Raw genomic sequence first — 15,619 nt, forward strand, 5'->3', positions numbered from 1 at the left:
CCAATTCCGCCACCTTCGCATACCCACAACACCGAAGTATTGTAACCACGGAGGCGCATTCTAGATGTTTTCTGCGCGTCGTCAATAGTTAATTTAGCGCCGCTTTTCTAATCGCTGTAAAAAGCGGCACAGCAAAGTGTTAGCGCTTCTTCACGCCACGCATAACCACTGAGCGGTAAACTTTGAAACGACCTGTCTGGGCGATAACTTCGTGGTTGCCAAACGTTTCATCCAGCACGTCCGGATATGCCAGGAAAGCGTTGGCTACGATACGCAGCTCGCCGCCCATATTCAGGTGACGAACGGCACCACGGATCAGCTGGTGGGCGGCATCAAGGCTGGTTTGCAGGCCATCATGGAACGGTGGGTTAGAGATAATCATATCGAAGCGACCGTTCACTGCGGAATAGACGTTACTGGCGATAACCTCGCCCGCAATCTCATTCGCCGCAAGCGTTGCACGACTTGCTTCCACCGCAGGCGCTGAGACATCACACAGCGTCAGACGAGCTTTAGGTGAATTTTTGGCAAGGGAAACCGCCAGCACGCCCGCGCCACAACCTACATCCAGCACTTTACCTTTGGTATGCGGCGTCAGCGTGGAAAGCAGTAATTTACTGCCGGTATCCAGGCCATCGCGGCTGAACACGCCTGGCAGCGTTTTGATCGTCATGCCATCGTGCTGGTACTCATCCCACCAGCATTGCGCATCAAACTGCGGCTGCTTTTCCAGACGACCATGATACAAGCCGCAACGACGCGCGCTGTCGATTTTATTCAGCGGGCTGAATTCGGCGAGTATTTGCTCCGCGCTACGCACGCCGCTGCGGTTTTCACCGACGACAAAAATATCGCTGCCAACCGGCATCAGCGACAGAATATTCATCAGCTGGAACTGCGCTTCTGGCTTGTTCTTCGGCCAGTAATAAATCAGGGTATTGCAGTCGCCAATGGTGCTGGCGTCAGCCACCAGGCCGTATTGTGCCTCTTCACCCATCTGCGCGCTCAATACCTGCCAGTGGTGGTATTGTTGGCTGTGAACGCGACTGGCAGCCGTTTCGAAGCGGGCTGGCAGGTCGTCTTGTAAGTCACCGGCAAACAGCACGCGGCTTTCGGTAAAATCATCGCTATGGCGCAGCAGCACTTCACTTGCCGGGGTTAACGCAGTCATCAAATTACTCCTGGGAAATCAGAACCGGGATTATAGAGCTTTAATGGCGCATATTCGATGAATTTGCTATATTTGCGCCCCAATTGGCACTCTCACCTGGTTTCGCTATGCCCCAAAGACCTTTGCGACGTGACTGGTTGTTACAACAACTGGGCATTACCCAGTGGGAGCTGCGACGCCCGGCGGCATTGCAGGGCGAAATCGCCGTCTCACTGCATGAAAACGTCAAGCTATTGATGGTTGCTGAATCGCTTGCGGATTTAAGCGATCCGTTAGTTAACGATGTTTTGCGCAGCCTGAATCTGAACGCACAGCAGGTGATGCAGCTAACGCCTGAACGCGCCGCGATGCTGCCGGATGGCAGCCGTTGTAATAGCTGGCGGTTAGGCGTGAATGAAGCACTCCCGCTTGCTGGCGCCCAGTTAGCGACTCCCGAATTAAACGAGCTTTATCACAATGGCGCAGCCCGACAGGCGCTGTGGCAGCAAATTTGCGAACATGAAAACGATTTCTTCCCTCACCACCAGTGACTTGAGCCAGGCATACGCCATTGAACTTCGCAGCCATGCTTTCCCATGGAGTGAAAAGACCTTCGCCAGTAACGAAGGTGAGCGCTATTTAAATTTACGTCTCGACGTAGATGGCAAAATGGCGGCGTTTGCGGTGACGCAAGTCGTGCTGGATGAAGCGACGCTGTTTAATATTGCGGTCGATCCCGATTTTCAACGTCAGGGTTTGGGCCGCCAGTTGCTGGAGCACTTAATCAGCGAACTGGAAAAACGAGAGGTGTTCACCCTCTGGCTTGAAGTGCGCGCGTCGAACACGGCAGCGATTGCACTCTATGAGAGCCTGGGGTTTAACGAGGCGACGATTCGCCGTAACTACTACCCCACAAAAGAGGGTCGCGAAGATGCCATCATCATGGCATTACCGTTAGGCTAATTTGAAAAAGGTGTGTTGATGAACTGGGACTGGATTTTATTTGATGCTGACGAAACGTTATTTACCTTTGACGCTTTCGGCGGCCTACAGCGCATGTTTCTTGATTATAGCGTGACGTTTACCGCTGAAGATTTCCAGGATTACCAGGCTGTTAACAAACCTTTGTGGGTCGATTATCAGAACGGCGCCATAAGCGCCCTTCATTTGCAGCATCAACGTTTTCAGGGTTGGTCGGAAAAATTGGCGGTGCCTGCGGGCGATTTGAATGCCGCTTTCCTCAACGCGATGGCTGAGATTTGCGTGCCATTGCCTGGCGCGGTGTCTTTGCTTAATGCCCTAAAAGATAAAATAAAAATAGGCATTATCACCAACGGCTTTACGGCGTTGCAGCAAATTCGACTTGAGCGCACCGGCCTGCGGGATTACTTCGATTTGTTGGTGATTTCCGAACAAGTAGGTGTTGCAAAACCCGATGGTAAAATTTTTGACTATACCTTTGAGCAAATGGGCCATCCGCCGCGCCATCGCGTATTGATGGTTGGCGATACCGCAGAGTCCGATATTTTAGGCGGCATGAATGCGGGAATCGCGACCTGCTGGCTCAACGCCCACGCAAGAAGCTTGCCGGAAGGCATCCGACCGACCTGGGAAGTTGCCTCATTAAATGAACTGGAGCGATTGTTGTGTAATTGATGAATGCATCGACGCTGATTGTTAAACCTGACCTGATGGGTAAAATAGCCGCCAGGTAACGTTCATTTGCCGCACGGCTTTGTCTGTGCGCCATTCACAGAAGATTTCATTATGACTTTGTCTCCTTTTTTGCAAGAAGTGGGGAAACGCCGCACTTTTGCGATCATTTCTCACCCCGATGCCGGTAAAACCACCATCACGGAAAAAGTGTTGCTGTTCGGACAGGCGATTCAAACCGCCGGTACGGTAAAAGGCCGTGGCTCCAGCCAGCATGCAAAATCTGACTGGATGGAAATGGAAAAGCAGCGTGGTATTTCGATTACCACCTCCGTCATGCAATTCCCGTATCGCGACAGCCTGGTTAACCTGCTAGATACCCCAGGGCACGAAGACTTCTCCGAAGATACTTATCGTACTCTGACCGCTGTTGACTGTTGTTTGATGGTTATCGACGCCGCGAAGGGTGTAGAAGATCGTACCCGTAAGCTGATGGAAGTGACCCGTCTGCGTGATACGCCGATCCTCACCTTTATGAACAAACTCGACCGCGATATTCGCGACCCGATGGAAGTGATGGATGAAGTTGAACGCGAGCTGAAAATCGCCTGTTCACCGATCACATGGCCAATCGGTTGTGGCAAGTTGTTCAAAGGGGTTTATCACCTTTATAAAGACGAAACCTATCTCTACCAGACCGGTAAAGGCCACACCATCCAGGAAGTGCGCATTGTTAAAGGGTTAGATAACCCTGAGCTGGACGTGGCTGTAGGTGAAGATCTGGCGGCGCAACTGCGTGACGAACTGGAGCTGGTTCAGGGTGCTTCTCACGAATTTGACCGTGAACTGTTCCTGGAAGGCGAACTGACCCCGGTCTTCTTCGGTACCGCATTGGGTAACTTTGGCGTTGACCATATGCTCGATGGCCTGGTTGAGTGGGCGCCTGCGCCAATGCCGCGTAAAACAGATACGCGTGAAGTGCAGGCCGCTGAAGATAAGTTCACCGGCTTTGTGTTTAAGATTCAGGCCAATATGGACCCGAAACACCGTGACCGCGTGGCATTTATGCGTGTGGTCTCCGGCAAATACGAAAAGGGCATGAAGCTGCGCCAGGTTCGTACCGGTAAAGACGTGGTGATTTCCGATGCGTTGACCTTTATGGCGGGCGACCGCTCGCACGTTGAAGAAGCCTTCCCTGGCGATATCATCGGCTTGCACAACCACGGCACCATCCAGATTGGCGACACCTTCACCCAGGGCGAGATGATGAAGTTCACCGGTATTCCGAACTTCGCACCGGAGCTGTTCCGCCGTATTCGCCTGCGCGATCCGTTGAAGCAGAAGCAGTTGCTTAAAGGTCTGGTACAGCTTTCTGAAGAAGGGGCGGTGCAGGTGTTCCGTCCGGTTGCTAACAACGATCTGATTGTCGGCGCGGTTGGCGTGCTGCAGTTTGACGTGGTTGTGGCGCGTCTGAAAAGCGAATACAACGTGGAAGCGATTTACGAGTCCGTAAACGTCTCGACGGCGCGCTGGGTGGAAAGCAGCGACGTGAAGAAGTTTGAAGAGTTCAAACGCAAAAACGAAATGCAGCTGGCGCTTGATGGCGGTGATAACCTCGCTTATATCGCGCCAACCATGGTTAACCTGAACCTGACGCAGGATCGTTACCCGGAAGTCACCTTCCGTAAAACCCGCGAGCATTAATCGTCTCTCAGGGCGCGGCAGCCACCGCGTCCTGCTACTTTTCCCATCTTATTAATCCCTTACGGAATGTTCTTAATTTCCGCCATTTCGCCCCTGCCTGCCTGTTTTTCACTCAGAGCCACCATGCAAATCTGTGATTGTTGTCTATATTTAACAAAGCAATGACAAATTAGTTGGTCGAATATGCCATGTAAATAATTTTTTCTGGCTTGTTCTTTCACTCTAATTTCGAATGGCGTTATTAAAAACTGAACGGAAACTTTTCGGGCTGTAGCAATTAGCCTGATGTTTAAGGAAAGCCGTTAACTAAGGCTTGTGCTCAAACTGCGAGCAAAACTACAGGAATTCATCGATGACTATGACTACGACTAAGATTTCTAAAACTCTGTTGGCTGTGGTTCTGGGCTCTGTGCTGGCGGGCGGTAGCGCTCTGGCTGAAGAGACGATGTTGAACAAGACCGAATCTGCGGCTAATACCGCAGGTGAAAAAATTGATAGTTCGGTAAAAGACGTCGGTAACTTCATGGACGACAGCGCCATCACCGCCAAAGTGAAAGCCGCTCTGGTCGATCATAAAGACATTAAAAGCACCGATATCTCAGTGAAAACTGACAAAAAAGTGGTGACGTTAAGTGGATTTGTAGAAAGCCAGGCTCAGGCTGAGCAGGCAGTTACCGTTGCAAAAGGTGTGGAAGGCGTGTCTTCCGTAAGCGACAAACTGCATGTGCGTGATGGCGCTGACAAATCTGTAAGCGGTTATGCAGGCGATACGGCAACCACCAGTGAAATTAAAGCTAAGCTGTTAGCCGATGACATCGTGCCTTCACGTAAAGTGAAAGTAGAAACCACAGAAGGCGTCGTTCAGCTATCGGGTACCGTGGATTCGAACGCACAGTCTGCACGGGCCGAGAGTATCGCAAAAGCAGTTGATGGCGTTTCAAGCGTCAAAAACGACCTGAAAGTGAAGTAATAGCAAAGAGCGAAACTTTCCTCTCAGGCACAGCCGTGGGAGGGAGGCCGCAATATCGTTACTCAAATATCGCCAATGGGTGCGCAGCCGGCACCCATCCAGAAGCGATTCGGGTTCACTATGGTTAAGGAGAAGCTTATGTTTCGTTGGGGCATTATTTTTCTGGTCATTGCGTTGATTGCAGCAGCACTGGGTTTTGGTACTCTCGCGGGTACTGCGGCAGGTGCGGCAAAAATTGTCTTCGTGGTAGGTATTATTCTGTTCCTGGTCAGCCTGTTTATGGGTCGAAAACGCCCATAGCGTGCTATAACAGTTAGAGACCGACCAGAGAGCCAGTCTATGCAGACTGGCTCTCGCGTTGTTAATCGATCAAAGCAAAAATCTAAAACCAGAATAAATATCCTTCAGATTTCGAGTTGCAAGTAGGCGGCCAGGGAAAGCATCCCCAGGAGCTTACTAAAGTAAGTGACTGGGGTGAGTGAGTGCAGCCAACACCCCTGCGGCTTGAAAGATGAAGGATTAATAACCAAGGAAAGCAGGGTGGGACAAAGAATACCCGTAACGCTCGGCAATATTTCGCCGCTTGCGCTACAGTCTTTTGCCCCCGGGAAGCTTGCCATCGTTTGTGAAGGAGGTGGGCAGCGGGGGATATTTACAGCCGGCGTGCTGGATGAATTTATGCGCGCTAACTTCAACCCGTTTGATCTTTTTTTAGGCACCTCTGCCGGCGCGCAAAACCTTTCTGCCTATGTTTGTCACCAGCCAGGCTATGCCAGACGCGTCATTACTCGCTTTACCACAACCCGTGAATTTTTTGATCCTCTGCGCTTTGTACGCGGTGGTCATCTCATCGATCTCGACTGGCTGGTGGAGTCCACCGCCAGCAAAATCCCGCTCTCAATGACCACGGCGGAAAAGCTGTTTGCCTCCGGTAAAGCGTTCTATATGTGCGCCTGTCGCAGCGACGATTACTCGCCAGGCTATTTCACACCGGACAGCAACAGCTGGTTGAATCTGCTGAAAGCCTCAAGTGCGATTCCTGGGTTTTACCGCAGCGGGGTGGAGATAGACGGTATTGGCTATCAGGATGGAGGGATAAGTGATGCGGTACCGGTGCGGGAGGCCGTGCGCCTGGGGGCGGATACGCTGGTCGTGATTCGCACCGTGCCGTCGCAAATGTACTACACCCCTGAATGGTTTAAACGTATGGAACGCTGGCTTAGCGACAGCAGCCTGCAGCCGTTGCTTAATCTGGTCCATCAGCATGAAGCCAGCTACCGTGAAATACAGGCTTTTATTGAACAGCCGCCGGGAAAACTGCGTATCTTCGAGATTTATCCGCCGAAACCGTTGATGAGTTCCGCATTAGGCAGCCGATTACCGGCGTTGAATACGGACTATAAAACTGGCCGGTTATGCGGGCGCTACTTCCTGGCAACCGTTGGGAAACTGCTCTCGGATAAACCGCCGATAAAACGCTATCACCCGCGCATTGTGGTGTCAGAGTCGGTGAGGGTTTCGCCAGCGCTGGTTACTCAGGAACCTTTATCCAAAGCGGTCATTGAAACGCCAGAGGCTAACGATGCTACTTTCAGTAATCAGGATACGGCGTGAAGATGACTTTTTACGACACCCATTGTCACTTTGATTTTCCGCCGTTTAGCGCTGACGAAATCAACAGCGTTGAACTTGCCGCGCAGGCGGGCGTGGAAAAAATCATTGTCCCGGCCATTGAAGCCGATCGCTTTAGCAAGGTCCTGACGCTGGCAGAAAATCACCCGGCGCTGTATGCCGCAATCGGTTTGCATCCGATTGTGATTCATCGACACCAGGAGGCATCGCTGGCGCTACTCGAACACCATCTGCAACAGCGCCCGCCCAAACTGGTGGCGATAGGTGAGATTGGCCTTGATCTGTATATGGAAAACCCGCTTTTTGCTAAGCAGGAAGCGATGCTGGATGTGCAGCTAAAGCTGGCAAAACGTTACGACCTGCCGGTGATTCTCCACTCGCGCCGCACGCACGACAAACTGGCCGCTCATTTGAAACGCCATGATTTACCGCGCACGGGCGTGGTACACGGCTTCGCGGGGAGCCTGCAGCAGGCTGAACGTTTTGTGGCAATGGGGTATAAAATTGGTGTGGGGGGGACGATAACTTACCCCCGCGCCAGTAAAACGCGTGACGTTATGGCTCGCCTGCCCCTCAGCGCTCTGGTGCTGGAAACCGATGCTCCTGACATGCCGCTTAATGGCTGGCAGGGACAGCCTAATCGGCCGGAACGCATAGCGGAAATTTTTCACACGCTTTGTCAGCTGCGCTCAGAACCACCGAATGTGATGGCTGAAGCTTTCATTCATAACTGTCATAAACTGTTCAGAATGGAGTAGTCAGTGACAAAGTGTGATTTAGATCACCTTATGAGATAAACATTTCCCTGGTATTGTAGAAATTCGTGATTGCCATAGCATTTGGCGCGGCTTGTAACGTTATAATCCGCCCGTTGTTGATTTTTGGCTTGGTTTTCTTTTTTTTCAATCAATACACAGGGATTCTGTATGCAATTACTCATGGGTTTAATCGGCATGATCGTTCTGTTGCTGATTGCCGTTTTGCTTTCCAGTAATCGTAAAGCGATTAATCTGCGCACTGTTATTGGCGCCTGGATCATTCAAGTCGGGATCGGGGCGTTAATTCTCTATGTTCCGGTTGGTCGTAAAGTGCTGTTGGCTATGTCCGAAGGGGTCTCGAACGTTATCGGTTACGGTAACGCGGGGATTTCTTTCCTGTTCGGTGGCCTGGTTTCGGACAAAATGTTTGAAGTGTTTGGCGGCGGCGGTTTCATTTTCGCACTGCGCGTTCTGCCAATTATCGTCTTCTTCTCCTCGCTGATTGCGGTGCTGTATTACCTGGGCATTATGCAGTTAGTTATTCGAATTCTGGGCGGCGGCCTGCGTAAGGTTCTGAAAACCTCCCGCACCGAATCTCTGTCTGCCACAGCGAACATCTTTGTTGGCCAGACCGAGGCGCCGCTGGTGGTGCGTCCTTATATCGCGACCATGACGCGTTCAGAACTGTTCGCGGTAATGTGTGGCGGTCTGGCATCGGTTGCAGGCTCTGTTCTGGCCGGTTACGCGCAAATGGGTGTGCCGTTAGAATACCTGATTGCCGCTTCCTTTATGGCAGCGCCTGGCGGCTTACTGTTCGCTAAAATCATCCTGCCTGAAACAGAAACCCCCAACGATGCACCTGAGCTGGATTCGCTGAAAAACGATCCCGATCGCCCGGCAAACGTGCTGGATGCTGCGGCATCAGGTGCGGCATCGGGTATGCAGCTGGCTCTGAACGTGGGCGCAATGCTGCTGGCGTTTGTGGCATTGATTGCCCTGCTTAACGGCATGCTTTCCGGCATTGGCGGCTGGTTCAACTATCCGCAGCTGTCTATGGAACTGATTCTGGGCTGGGTGTTCTCACCGCTGGCGTGGGTTATCGGTGTGCCATGGAGCGAAGCGAATGTCGCCGGTTCCTTCATCGGCCAGAAACTGATCATCAACGAATTTGTTGCGTATCTGAACTTTGGTGAATACCTGAAAGATGATGCAACCGTTGCCGCAGCAGGCCTGCAGGTTCTGTCAGATCACACTAAAGCCATTATTTCCTTCGCGCTGTGTGGTTTTGCTAACCTTTCTTCTATCGCCATCCTGATTGGTGGCCTGGGAAGTATGGCGCCGAACCGTCGCCATGATATCGCACAGCTGGGTCTGAAAGCCGTTGCAGCAGGCACCTTGTCTAACCTGATGAGTGCCACCATTGCCGGGGTCTTCCTGTCGATGTAAAAAGGTGATGTTAAAATTATAACATCCCTGTGAAATCAATGGCTGGCGCCTGCGCCGGCCATTTTTTATGTCTGAGCGTTATTTTCACCTGCCCAACCTAGTTAAATCACATATACTGTAGAAAGCATGTAATTTCGCCTTTGGCTTTTGTGATGCTATACGCAAAACCATCGGGACTGGGAATGTTATAATTATAACATCTCAACGGATTCTATATCTTTTGTTGGAGAGTGTGATGACCGATTTAACCGCAAGCAGCCTGCGCGCCCTGAAATTGATGGACCTGACTACCCTGAACGACGATGACACCAATGAAAAAGTGGTAGCGCTCTGCCAGCAGGCCAAAACAGCGGTAGGCAATACCGCGGCGATTTGTATTTACCCTCGCTTCATCCCAATCGCGCGTAAAACGCTGAACGCGCAGGGTACGCCTGATATCCGTATCGCTACCGTGACTAACTTCCCGCATGGTAACGATGATATCGACATCGCGCTGGCAGAAACCCGTGCCGCTATTGCATACGGCGCGGATGAAGTTGACGTAGTGTTCCCGTACCGCGCGCTGATTGCCGGTAACGAGCAGATTGGTTTTGATCTGGTGAAAGCCTGCAAAGAGGCTTGTGCGGCGGTGAACGTTCTGCTGAAAGTGATCATCGAAACCGGCGAGCTGAAAGAAGAAGCGTTGATTCGTAAAGCGTCTGAAATCGCGATTAAAGCCGGTGCGGATTTTATCAAAACGTCTACCGGCAAAGTGCCAGTGAACGCTACGCCAGAAAGCGCTCGCATCATGATGGAAGTGATTCGTGATATGAATGTCGCCAAAACCGTTGGTTTCAAACCGGCGGGCGGCGTGCGTACTGCTGAAGATGCAGCGCTGTTCCTGTCAATTGCAGACGAGCTGTTTGGTGCCGACTGGGCTGATTCCCGTCACTACCGTTTCGGTGCCTCCAGCCTGCTTGCGAGCCTGTTAAAAGCACTCGGCCACGGCGACGGTAAAAGCGTCAGCGGCTACTAATCTCTTCCTTGCGGCGGTTCTGCGCCGCATTTCACCTGAGAACTCAGGGGGTGACCTTGTTCCTCGCTCAAGAAATTATTCGTAAAAAACGTGATGGTCATGCGCTAAATGATGAGGAAATTCGTTTCTTCATTAACGGTATTCGCGATAACACCATTTCCGAAGGGCAGATTGCCGCACTGGCCATGACCATTTTCTTCCACGACATGACGATGCCAGAACGCGTATCACTGACCATGGCGATGCGAGATTCAGGCACCGTGCTGGACTGGAAGAGCTTAAATCTGAACGGTCCGATTGTTGATAAACACTCCACCGGCGGCGTTGGTGACGTGACGTCTCTGATGCTCGGCCCAATGGTGGCGGCGTGTGGCGGTTATATCCCTATGATTTCTGGCCGTGGTTTAGGCCATACCGGCGGTACCCTTGATAAGCTTGAAGCGATCCCCGGTTTTGATATTTTCCCGGACGATAACCGTTTCCGCGACATCATCAAAAACGTAGGCGTCGCGATTATCGGCCAGACAAACTCGCTAGCGCCGGCTGACAAACGTTTCTACGCCACGCGTGACATTACCGCGACCGTAGATTCTATTCCGCTTATCACCGCATCTATTCTTGCGAAGAAACTTGCCGAAGGCCTTGATGCGCTGGTGATGGACGTGAAGGTCGGCAGCGGCGCATTTATGCCAACCTATGAGCTTTCTGAATTACTCGCCGAAGCGATTGTGAATGTGGCGAACGGCGCAGGGGTGAAAACCACAGCGCTGCTGACTGACATGAACCAGGTGCTGGCTTCCAGCGCGGGTAATGCGGTTGAAGTGCGTGAAGCGGTGCAGTTCCTGACCGGTGAATATCGCAATCCCCGTCTGCATGAAGTCACCATGGCGCTGTGCGTGGAAATGCTACTTTCCGGCAATCTGGCAAAAGACGACGCCGAAGCACGTCAGAAACTGCAGGCGGTGCTTGATAACGGTAAAGCGGCTGAAGTCTTTGGTCGCATGGTGGCGGCGCAAAAAGGCCCTGCTGATTTTGTCGAAAATTACGCGAAGTACCTGCCTACGGCGGTTATCAGCAAGCCAGTATTTGCCGACCGCGCTGGATTCGTCAATGAGATGGATACCCGTGCGTTAGGCATGGCGGTGGTTTCCATGGGCGGAGGCCGTCGTCAGGCCTCTGACTCTCTCGACTATAGCGTTGGTTTTACCGATATGGCTCGTCTGGGGGAAAGCGTGGATAGCGCACGCCCGTTGGCCATTATTCACGCCGCCAGCGAAAACCAATGGCAGGAAGCTGCCCGGGCCGTAACAGCGGCAATCCAGGTGAACGCTACTCAGATCCCAGAAGCGCCAGTTGTATATCGCCGTATCAGCTAAATGCTGGCATACTGATCTGATCACTTTTTGAAACGCCTACGGGCGTTTCAGGCGCAATGACGCAGGAGAATTTATGAAACGTGCATTTATTATGGTGCTGGACTCTTTCGGCATCGGCGCAACTGAAGATGCTGACCGTTTTGGCGATGTGGGTTCTGACACCTTCGGGCACATTGCAGAAGCCTGTGCAAAAGGCGAAGCGGACAAAGGCCGTAAAGGGCCGCTGCATTTGCCGAACCTGACCCGTCTGGGGCTGGTGAAAGCGGCCGTTGGATCTACCGGCAAAATTCCGGCCGGTATGGACGCCACGGCCGAAGTTATTGGCGCCTACGGCTGGGCGCATGAATTGTCATCAGGTAAAGATACGCCGTCAGGCCACTGGGAAATCGCCGGTGTTCCTGTGCTGTTCGACTGGGGTTACTTCTCCGACACGCAAAACAGTTTCCCGCAGGAGCTGCTGGATAAACTGGTTGAGCGTGCAAACCTGCCCGGCTACCTAGGTAATTGCCACTCCTCCGGTACCGTGATTCTGGATGAACTGGGCGAAGAGCACATGAAGAGCGGCAAGCCGATTTTCTACACCTCTGCTGACTCCGTATTCCAGATTGCCTGCCACGAAGAGACCTACGGCCTGGATAAACTCTACGAGCTGTGCGAAATCGCACGCGTTGAGCTGACCGAAGGCGGCTACAACATTGGCCGTGTTATCGCGCGTCCGTTTATTGGCGACAAAGCGGGTCACTTCCAGCGTACCGGTAACCGCCACGATCTGGCTGTTGAACCGCCAGCGCCAACCGTGCTGAAGAAACTGGTTGATGAGAAAAATGGCCAGGTGGTTTCTGTTGGTAAAATTGCGGATATCTACGCAGAAGTGGGCATTACCAAAAAAGTGAAAGCCACGGGCCTTGATGCGCTGTTTGATGCCACGGTAAAAGAGATGACCGATGCGGGCGACGACACCATCGTGTTCACCAACTTCGTTGATTTCGACTCCTCTTACGGTCACCGTCGTGATGTCGCCGGTTATGCGGCCGCGCTGGAGCTGTTTGACCGCCGCCTGCCCGAGCTGATGGAACTGCTGAAAGAGGATGACATTCTGATCCTCACCGCGGACCACGGCTGCGACCCAACCTGGCAAGGCACCGATCATACTCGTGAACACATTCCGGTATTGATCTACGGCCCGAAAGTCAAAGCAGGCTCGCTGGGCCACCGTGAAACCTTTGCCGATATCGGTCAGACGGTCGCAAAACATTTCGGTGTTTCCGATATGGACTACGGCAAGAACATGCTGTGATTTCGTGGGCGGAGAATTTCCGCCCGCGTTGAACCTCTTTTAATAAGGAACAAAAATATGGCAACGCCACATATTAACGCTGAGATGGGTGATTTTGCAGACGTCGTACTGATGCCAGGCGACCCGCTGCGTGCAAAACACATTGCAGAAACCTTCCTCGAAGACGTGCGTGAAGTGAACAACGTGCGTGGCATGTTGGGCTTCACCGGGACTTACAAAGGTCGCAAAGTTTCCGTTATGGGCCACGGTATGGGTATCCCATCCTGCTCCATCTACACCAAAGAGCTGATCACCGATTTCGGGGTGAAGAAAATCATCCGTGTAGGCTCCTGCGGCGCGGTGCGTGCCGATGTGAAACTGCGTGACGTGGTTATCGGCATGGGTGCCTGCACCGACTCTAAAGTGAACCGTCTGCGCTTCAAAGATCACGACTTCGCCGCTATCGCTGACTTCGACATGGTGCGCAACGCGGTTGATGCGGCTAAAGCGCTGGGCGTTGACGCTCGCGTAGGTAATATCTTCTCCGCAGACCTGTTCTACACCCCAGATCCATCCATGTTCGACGTAATGGAAAAATACGGCATTCTGGGCGTGGAAATGGAAGCGGCAGGCATCTACGGCGTAGCGGCAGAATTTGGCGCAAAAGCGCTGACCATCTGCACCGTTTCTGACCATATTCGTACTCACGAGCAGACCACTGCTGAAGAGCGCCAGACCACCTTTAACGACATGATCAAGATTGCTCTTGAATCTGTGTTACTGGGCGACAAAGAGTAAGTTTTATCAGGGCGCTGCAAAGCGCCCTTAATCCTTTAGTCTCGATTCACGACACTATTTAGCGCACCGTCTGCGCAATCCAGGCGCTTAGTTCGCGCAGTTCCATTTCCTGCTCAGGGAAATCCGCAATCAGCGTTTCGCACTGCTGCTGTAGCATATCGCTTCGGTACAAACATCCTTGTAAACGCGCGGCCAGGGCTTCAAGCGGGGCAGGATTCAGGCTATCGGTAAAAATTTGCGTGCGGGTGATATGCCCTTTCTCAACGTCGAAATGCAGTTCAACGCCGCCCCAGGTAAAACGCTGATCCAGCAAATGGCTGAACGCTGGAGCCTGGCCGAAATTCCATTCCCAACTGCTCTGGCGGGTAAAGGTTTGCGCAAATTCGGGTAGTTCGGGCAGATCCTCGGGGGAGATATGTTCCGCCGCGACGCGTTCGCCGTAGTAAGCAAAGAATGATTCGCGAACCGCATCGCAAATTTGTTGGTGCGTGATACCCGGCAGAATATCGTTCAGATTGGTCACTCGCCCCCGAACCGACGTAATCCCTTTGGCCTGAAGCTTCTTCTTATCAGGATTCAGGTAATTTGCCAGGCGGCTTAAATCTGCATTAAGCAGCAGCGTGCCGTGATGGAAGCCGCGATCCAGCGTTTCCTTATAAGCCGAGCCGGACACTTTACGGGCTCCTTCTGCGGTAGCGACCTCCAGATCGTTACGCCCGGAAGCGGTCGCGCTAATACCCAGCGAGTGAAGCGCGTTGACGACAATGGCCGTGGATACGCTTTTATCGTATTCCGGTTTGCCAGCCATAAAAGTAAAACAGGTGTTGCCCAAATCATGAAATACCGCGCCGCCGCCGCTACTGCGCCTTGCCAGCCGCACGTTGTCTTCTTCCATGCGGCGGGTATTGCACTCTTTCCACGGATTTTGTGCCCGGCCAATGACCACCGTATCCGCATTACGCCACAAAAAAAGCACGCGCTGGGTGGCAGGCATCTGGCGGAAAATCGTCTCTTCTACGGCCAGGTTGAACCAGGGGTCGTAAGAGTCAGAAATAAGCAGTCGTAGGGTTGTCATTGCAGAAATCCTTTTTCACTTAGGGTTATTGGCGCTCTGTTCTTCCTCATCCTCTTTCACCTCGGTATTCGCGGTCAGCAGGAAAGGCGACTGCTGCCAGCGGGTGCGCTTTCCCTGCAGCAGCGTGCGGGTCAGCACAATGCCAATCGCCAGCGCCAGCAGCATCATCAGGCGCAAAATATTGGTCGTGTTATCCACCTGTTTGGCTTCGGTTGCGAGGGTATGGGTATCGAGCGTGATTCGCAGGTAGCCAACCGGGCCATCCTTATCTTCAATAGGCTGCACGATTTGCTGGCTAAAATAGCTGCCCGCTTTTTTGCCATCCAGCGCCAGCCGGTCGCGCACGCCGATACCTTCACCGGCACGGGCGATGTGGGCGCCGCTGTTGTCATACACGCCTGCATCCAGAATACGGCTGTCCTGGGTTAATAACCGCAGAGCGGCGGAGATCTTCTTCTCATCCGGATTTTCAGATTTCATCGCTGGCAGCAGGTTATAGCTCACCTGACGGGCCAGCGTTCTTGCCAGCTCTTCAAGCTGCACGTTACGGGCCCGTTGATGCCCCTGGCTAAACCATGATGCGCCCTGCATCAGCGCCACTAAAAGTGCGAGGCAGATAAGCACGATCGCTGCACGATGCAGCCTGAATTTTATTTTTGCCCGAGCCATAATGCACCTTAGAAGAATTGCCGGTTTTACTGCACAGTTTAATGTTGCCAGAAGCGGCTCTGACAGGGTAGCCTCATGCGTTGTTTTGTACTGGCCT

General features: G+C 52.6%; 16 protein-coding genes. 13 read left to right on the forward strand and 3 right to left on the reverse strand.

Annotation, left to right across the window (positions count from 1 at the left end; genetic code table 11):
- Nucleotides 1-139: 139 nt before the first annotated feature.
- Nucleotides 140-1,171, reverse strand: a complete 1,032-nt coding sequence (gene rsmC, locus EHN07_RS08375; RefSeq protein WP_124023722.1) for a 16S rRNA (guanine(1207)-N(2))-methyltransferase RsmC — start codon at nt 1,169-1,171, stop codon at nt 140-142.
- 107 nt (nt 1,172-1,278) lie between these two features.
- Between rsmC and EHN07_RS08380 the strand changes: the two genes are divergently transcribed.
- The 13 genes from EHN07_RS08380 (at nt 1,279) to deoD (ending at nt 13,778) form a co-directional block, all read left to right on the forward strand.
- Entirely contained in the window at nt 1,279-1,701 is a 423-nt protein-coding gene (locus EHN07_RS08380; protein WP_124023723.1) for a DNA polymerase III subunit psi, read from the forward strand.
- Nucleotides 1,670-2,113 carry a ribosomal protein S18-alanine N-acetyltransferase gene (gene rimI, locus EHN07_RS08385; protein ID WP_124023724.1) on the forward strand — a complete coding sequence of 148 codons (444 nt, stop codon included), beginning with the start codon at nt 1,670-1,672 and terminating at the stop codon, nt 2,111-2,113. Before EHN07_RS08380 ends, rimI begins: the two co-directional genes overlap by 32 nt.
- Nucleotides 2,114-2,131: 18 nt before the next feature.
- Nucleotides 2,132-2,806, forward strand: a complete 675-nt coding sequence (gene yjjG / locus EHN07_RS08390) for a pyrimidine 5'-nucleotidase (protein ID WP_124023725.1) — start codon at nt 2,132-2,134, stop codon at nt 2,804-2,806.
- A gap of 111 nt (nt 2,807-2,917) precedes the next feature.
- Nucleotides 2,918-4,507, forward strand: coding sequence for a peptide chain release factor 3 (gene prfC, locus EHN07_RS08395; RefSeq protein ID WP_124023726.1), 1,590 nt, complete (start codon nt 2,918-2,920; stop codon nt 4,505-4,507).
- A gap of 352 nt (nt 4,508-4,859) precedes the next feature.
- The gene (osmY, locus tag EHN07_RS08400) at nt 4,860-5,477 is read left to right on the forward strand and encodes a molecular chaperone OsmY (RefSeq protein WP_124023727.1); all 618 of its coding nucleotides are present in this window, start codon (nt 4,860-4,862) and stop codon (nt 5,475-5,477) included.
- 138 nt (nt 5,478-5,615) lie between these two features.
- A complete protein-coding gene (locus EHN07_RS08405) occupies nt 5,616-5,777 on the forward strand; it encodes a DUF1328 domain-containing protein (RefSeq protein ID WP_064513877.1) in 162 nt (53 codons plus the stop codon).
- A 240-nt stretch (nt 5,778-6,017) separates the two neighbouring features.
- A complete protein-coding gene (locus tag EHN07_RS08410; protein ID WP_124023728.1) occupies nt 6,018-7,091 on the forward strand; it encodes a patatin-like phospholipase family protein in 1,074 nt (357 codons plus the stop codon).
- Nucleotides 7,088-7,867 (forward strand): TatD family hydrolase, encoded by a 780-nt coding sequence (locus tag EHN07_RS08415; protein WP_124023729.1) that lies wholly within the window; start codon nt 7,088-7,090, stop codon nt 7,865-7,867. The genes EHN07_RS08410 and EHN07_RS08415 overlap by 4 nt, the downstream gene beginning before the upstream one ends.
- A gap of 168 nt (nt 7,868-8,035) precedes the next feature.
- Nucleotides 8,036-9,313, forward strand: coding sequence for a NupC/NupG family nucleoside CNT transporter (locus EHN07_RS08420; RefSeq protein WP_124023730.1), 1,278 nt, complete (start codon nt 8,036-8,038; stop codon nt 9,311-9,313).
- Nucleotides 9,314-9,548: 235 nt separating this feature from the next.
- Nucleotides 9,549-10,328: a deoxyribose-phosphate aldolase gene (gene deoC / locus EHN07_RS08425; protein ID WP_124023731.1), complete on the forward strand. Its 780-nt coding sequence runs from the start codon at nt 9,549-9,551 to the stop codon at nt 10,326-10,328.
- Between the two features lie 56 nt (nt 10,329-10,384).
- Nucleotides 10,385-11,704, forward strand: coding sequence for a thymidine phosphorylase (deoA, locus tag EHN07_RS08430; RefSeq protein WP_124023732.1), 1,320 nt, complete (start codon nt 10,385-10,387; stop codon nt 11,702-11,704).
- A gap of 73 nt (nt 11,705-11,777) precedes the next feature.
- A complete protein-coding gene (gene deoB / locus EHN07_RS08435) occupies nt 11,778-13,001 on the forward strand; it encodes a phosphopentomutase (RefSeq protein WP_124023733.1) in 1,224 nt (407 codons plus the stop codon).
- 57 nt (nt 13,002-13,058) lie between these two features.
- On the forward strand, nt 13,059-13,778 hold the full coding sequence (deoD, locus tag EHN07_RS08440; RefSeq protein WP_124023734.1) for a purine-nucleoside phosphorylase: 720 nt from the start codon (nt 13,059-13,061) through the stop codon (nt 13,776-13,778).
- Nucleotides 13,779-13,836: 58 nt separating this feature from the next.
- Here the strand turns inward: deoD and lplA are convergent, their stop codons facing one another.
- Both lplA and EHN07_RS08450 read right to left on the reverse strand, forming a co-directional pair.
- The gene (lplA, locus tag EHN07_RS08445) at nt 13,837-14,853 is read right to left on the reverse strand and encodes a lipoate--protein ligase (protein ID WP_124023735.1); all 1,017 of its coding nucleotides are present in this window, start codon (nt 14,851-14,853) and stop codon (nt 13,837-13,839) included.
- A gap of 15 nt (nt 14,854-14,868) precedes the next feature.
- On the reverse strand, nt 14,869-15,522 hold the full coding sequence (locus EHN07_RS08450) for a YtjB family periplasmic protein (RefSeq protein WP_124023736.1): 654 nt from the start codon (nt 15,520-15,522) through the stop codon (nt 14,869-14,871).
- Nucleotides 15,523-15,619 lie beyond the last annotated feature (97 nt).

Origin of the sequence: Buttiauxella warmboldiae (assembly GCF_003818135.1) — a bacterium.
Classification (GTDB): domain Bacteria; phylum Pseudomonadota; class Gammaproteobacteria; order Enterobacterales; family Enterobacteriaceae; genus Buttiauxella; species Buttiauxella warmboldiae.

Bases quoted from the DNA above. Each gene is read 5' to 3' on its own strand.
- prfC (WP_124023726.1), top strand. From the start codon at position 2,918: ATGACTTTGTCTCCTTTTTTGCAAGAAGTGGGGAAACGCCGCACTTTT.
- lplA (WP_124023735.1), bottom strand. From the start codon at position 14,853: ATGACAACCCTACGACTGCTTATTTCTGACTCTTACGACCCCTGGTTC.
- rimI (WP_124023724.1), top strand. From the start codon at position 1,670: ATGAAAACGATTTCTTCCCTCACCACCAGTGACTTGAGCCAGGCATAC.
- EHN07_RS08380 (WP_124023723.1), top strand. From the start codon at position 1,279: ATGCCCCAAAGACCTTTGCGACGTGACTGGTTGTTACAACAACTGGGC.
- yjjG (WP_124023725.1), top strand. From the start codon at position 2,132: ATGAACTGGGACTGGATTTTATTTGATGCTGACGAAACGTTATTTACC.
- deoB (WP_124023733.1), top strand. From the start codon at position 11,778: ATGAAACGTGCATTTATTATGGTGCTGGACTCTTTCGGCATCGGCGCA.
- rsmC (WP_124023722.1), bottom strand. From the start codon at position 1,171: ATGACTGCGTTAACCCCGGCAAGTGAAGTGCTGCTGCGCCATAGCGAT.
- deoC (WP_124023731.1), top strand. From the start codon at position 9,549: ATGACCGATTTAACCGCAAGCAGCCTGCGCGCCCTGAAATTGATGGAC.
- deoD (WP_124023734.1), top strand. From the start codon at position 13,059: ATGGCAACGCCACATATTAACGCTGAGATGGGTGATTTTGCAGACGTC.
- osmY (WP_124023727.1), top strand. From the start codon at position 4,860: ATGACTATGACTACGACTAAGATTTCTAAAACTCTGTTGGCTGTGGTT.
- EHN07_RS08420 (WP_124023730.1), top strand. From the start codon at position 8,036: ATGCAATTACTCATGGGTTTAATCGGCATGATCGTTCTGTTGCTGATT.
- EHN07_RS08405 (WP_064513877.1), top strand. From the start codon at position 5,616: ATGTTTCGTTGGGGCATTATTTTTCTGGTCATTGCGTTGATTGCAGCA.
- EHN07_RS08450 (WP_124023736.1), bottom strand. From the start codon at position 15,522: ATGGCTCGGGCAAAAATAAAATTCAGGCTGCATCGTGCAGCGATCGTG.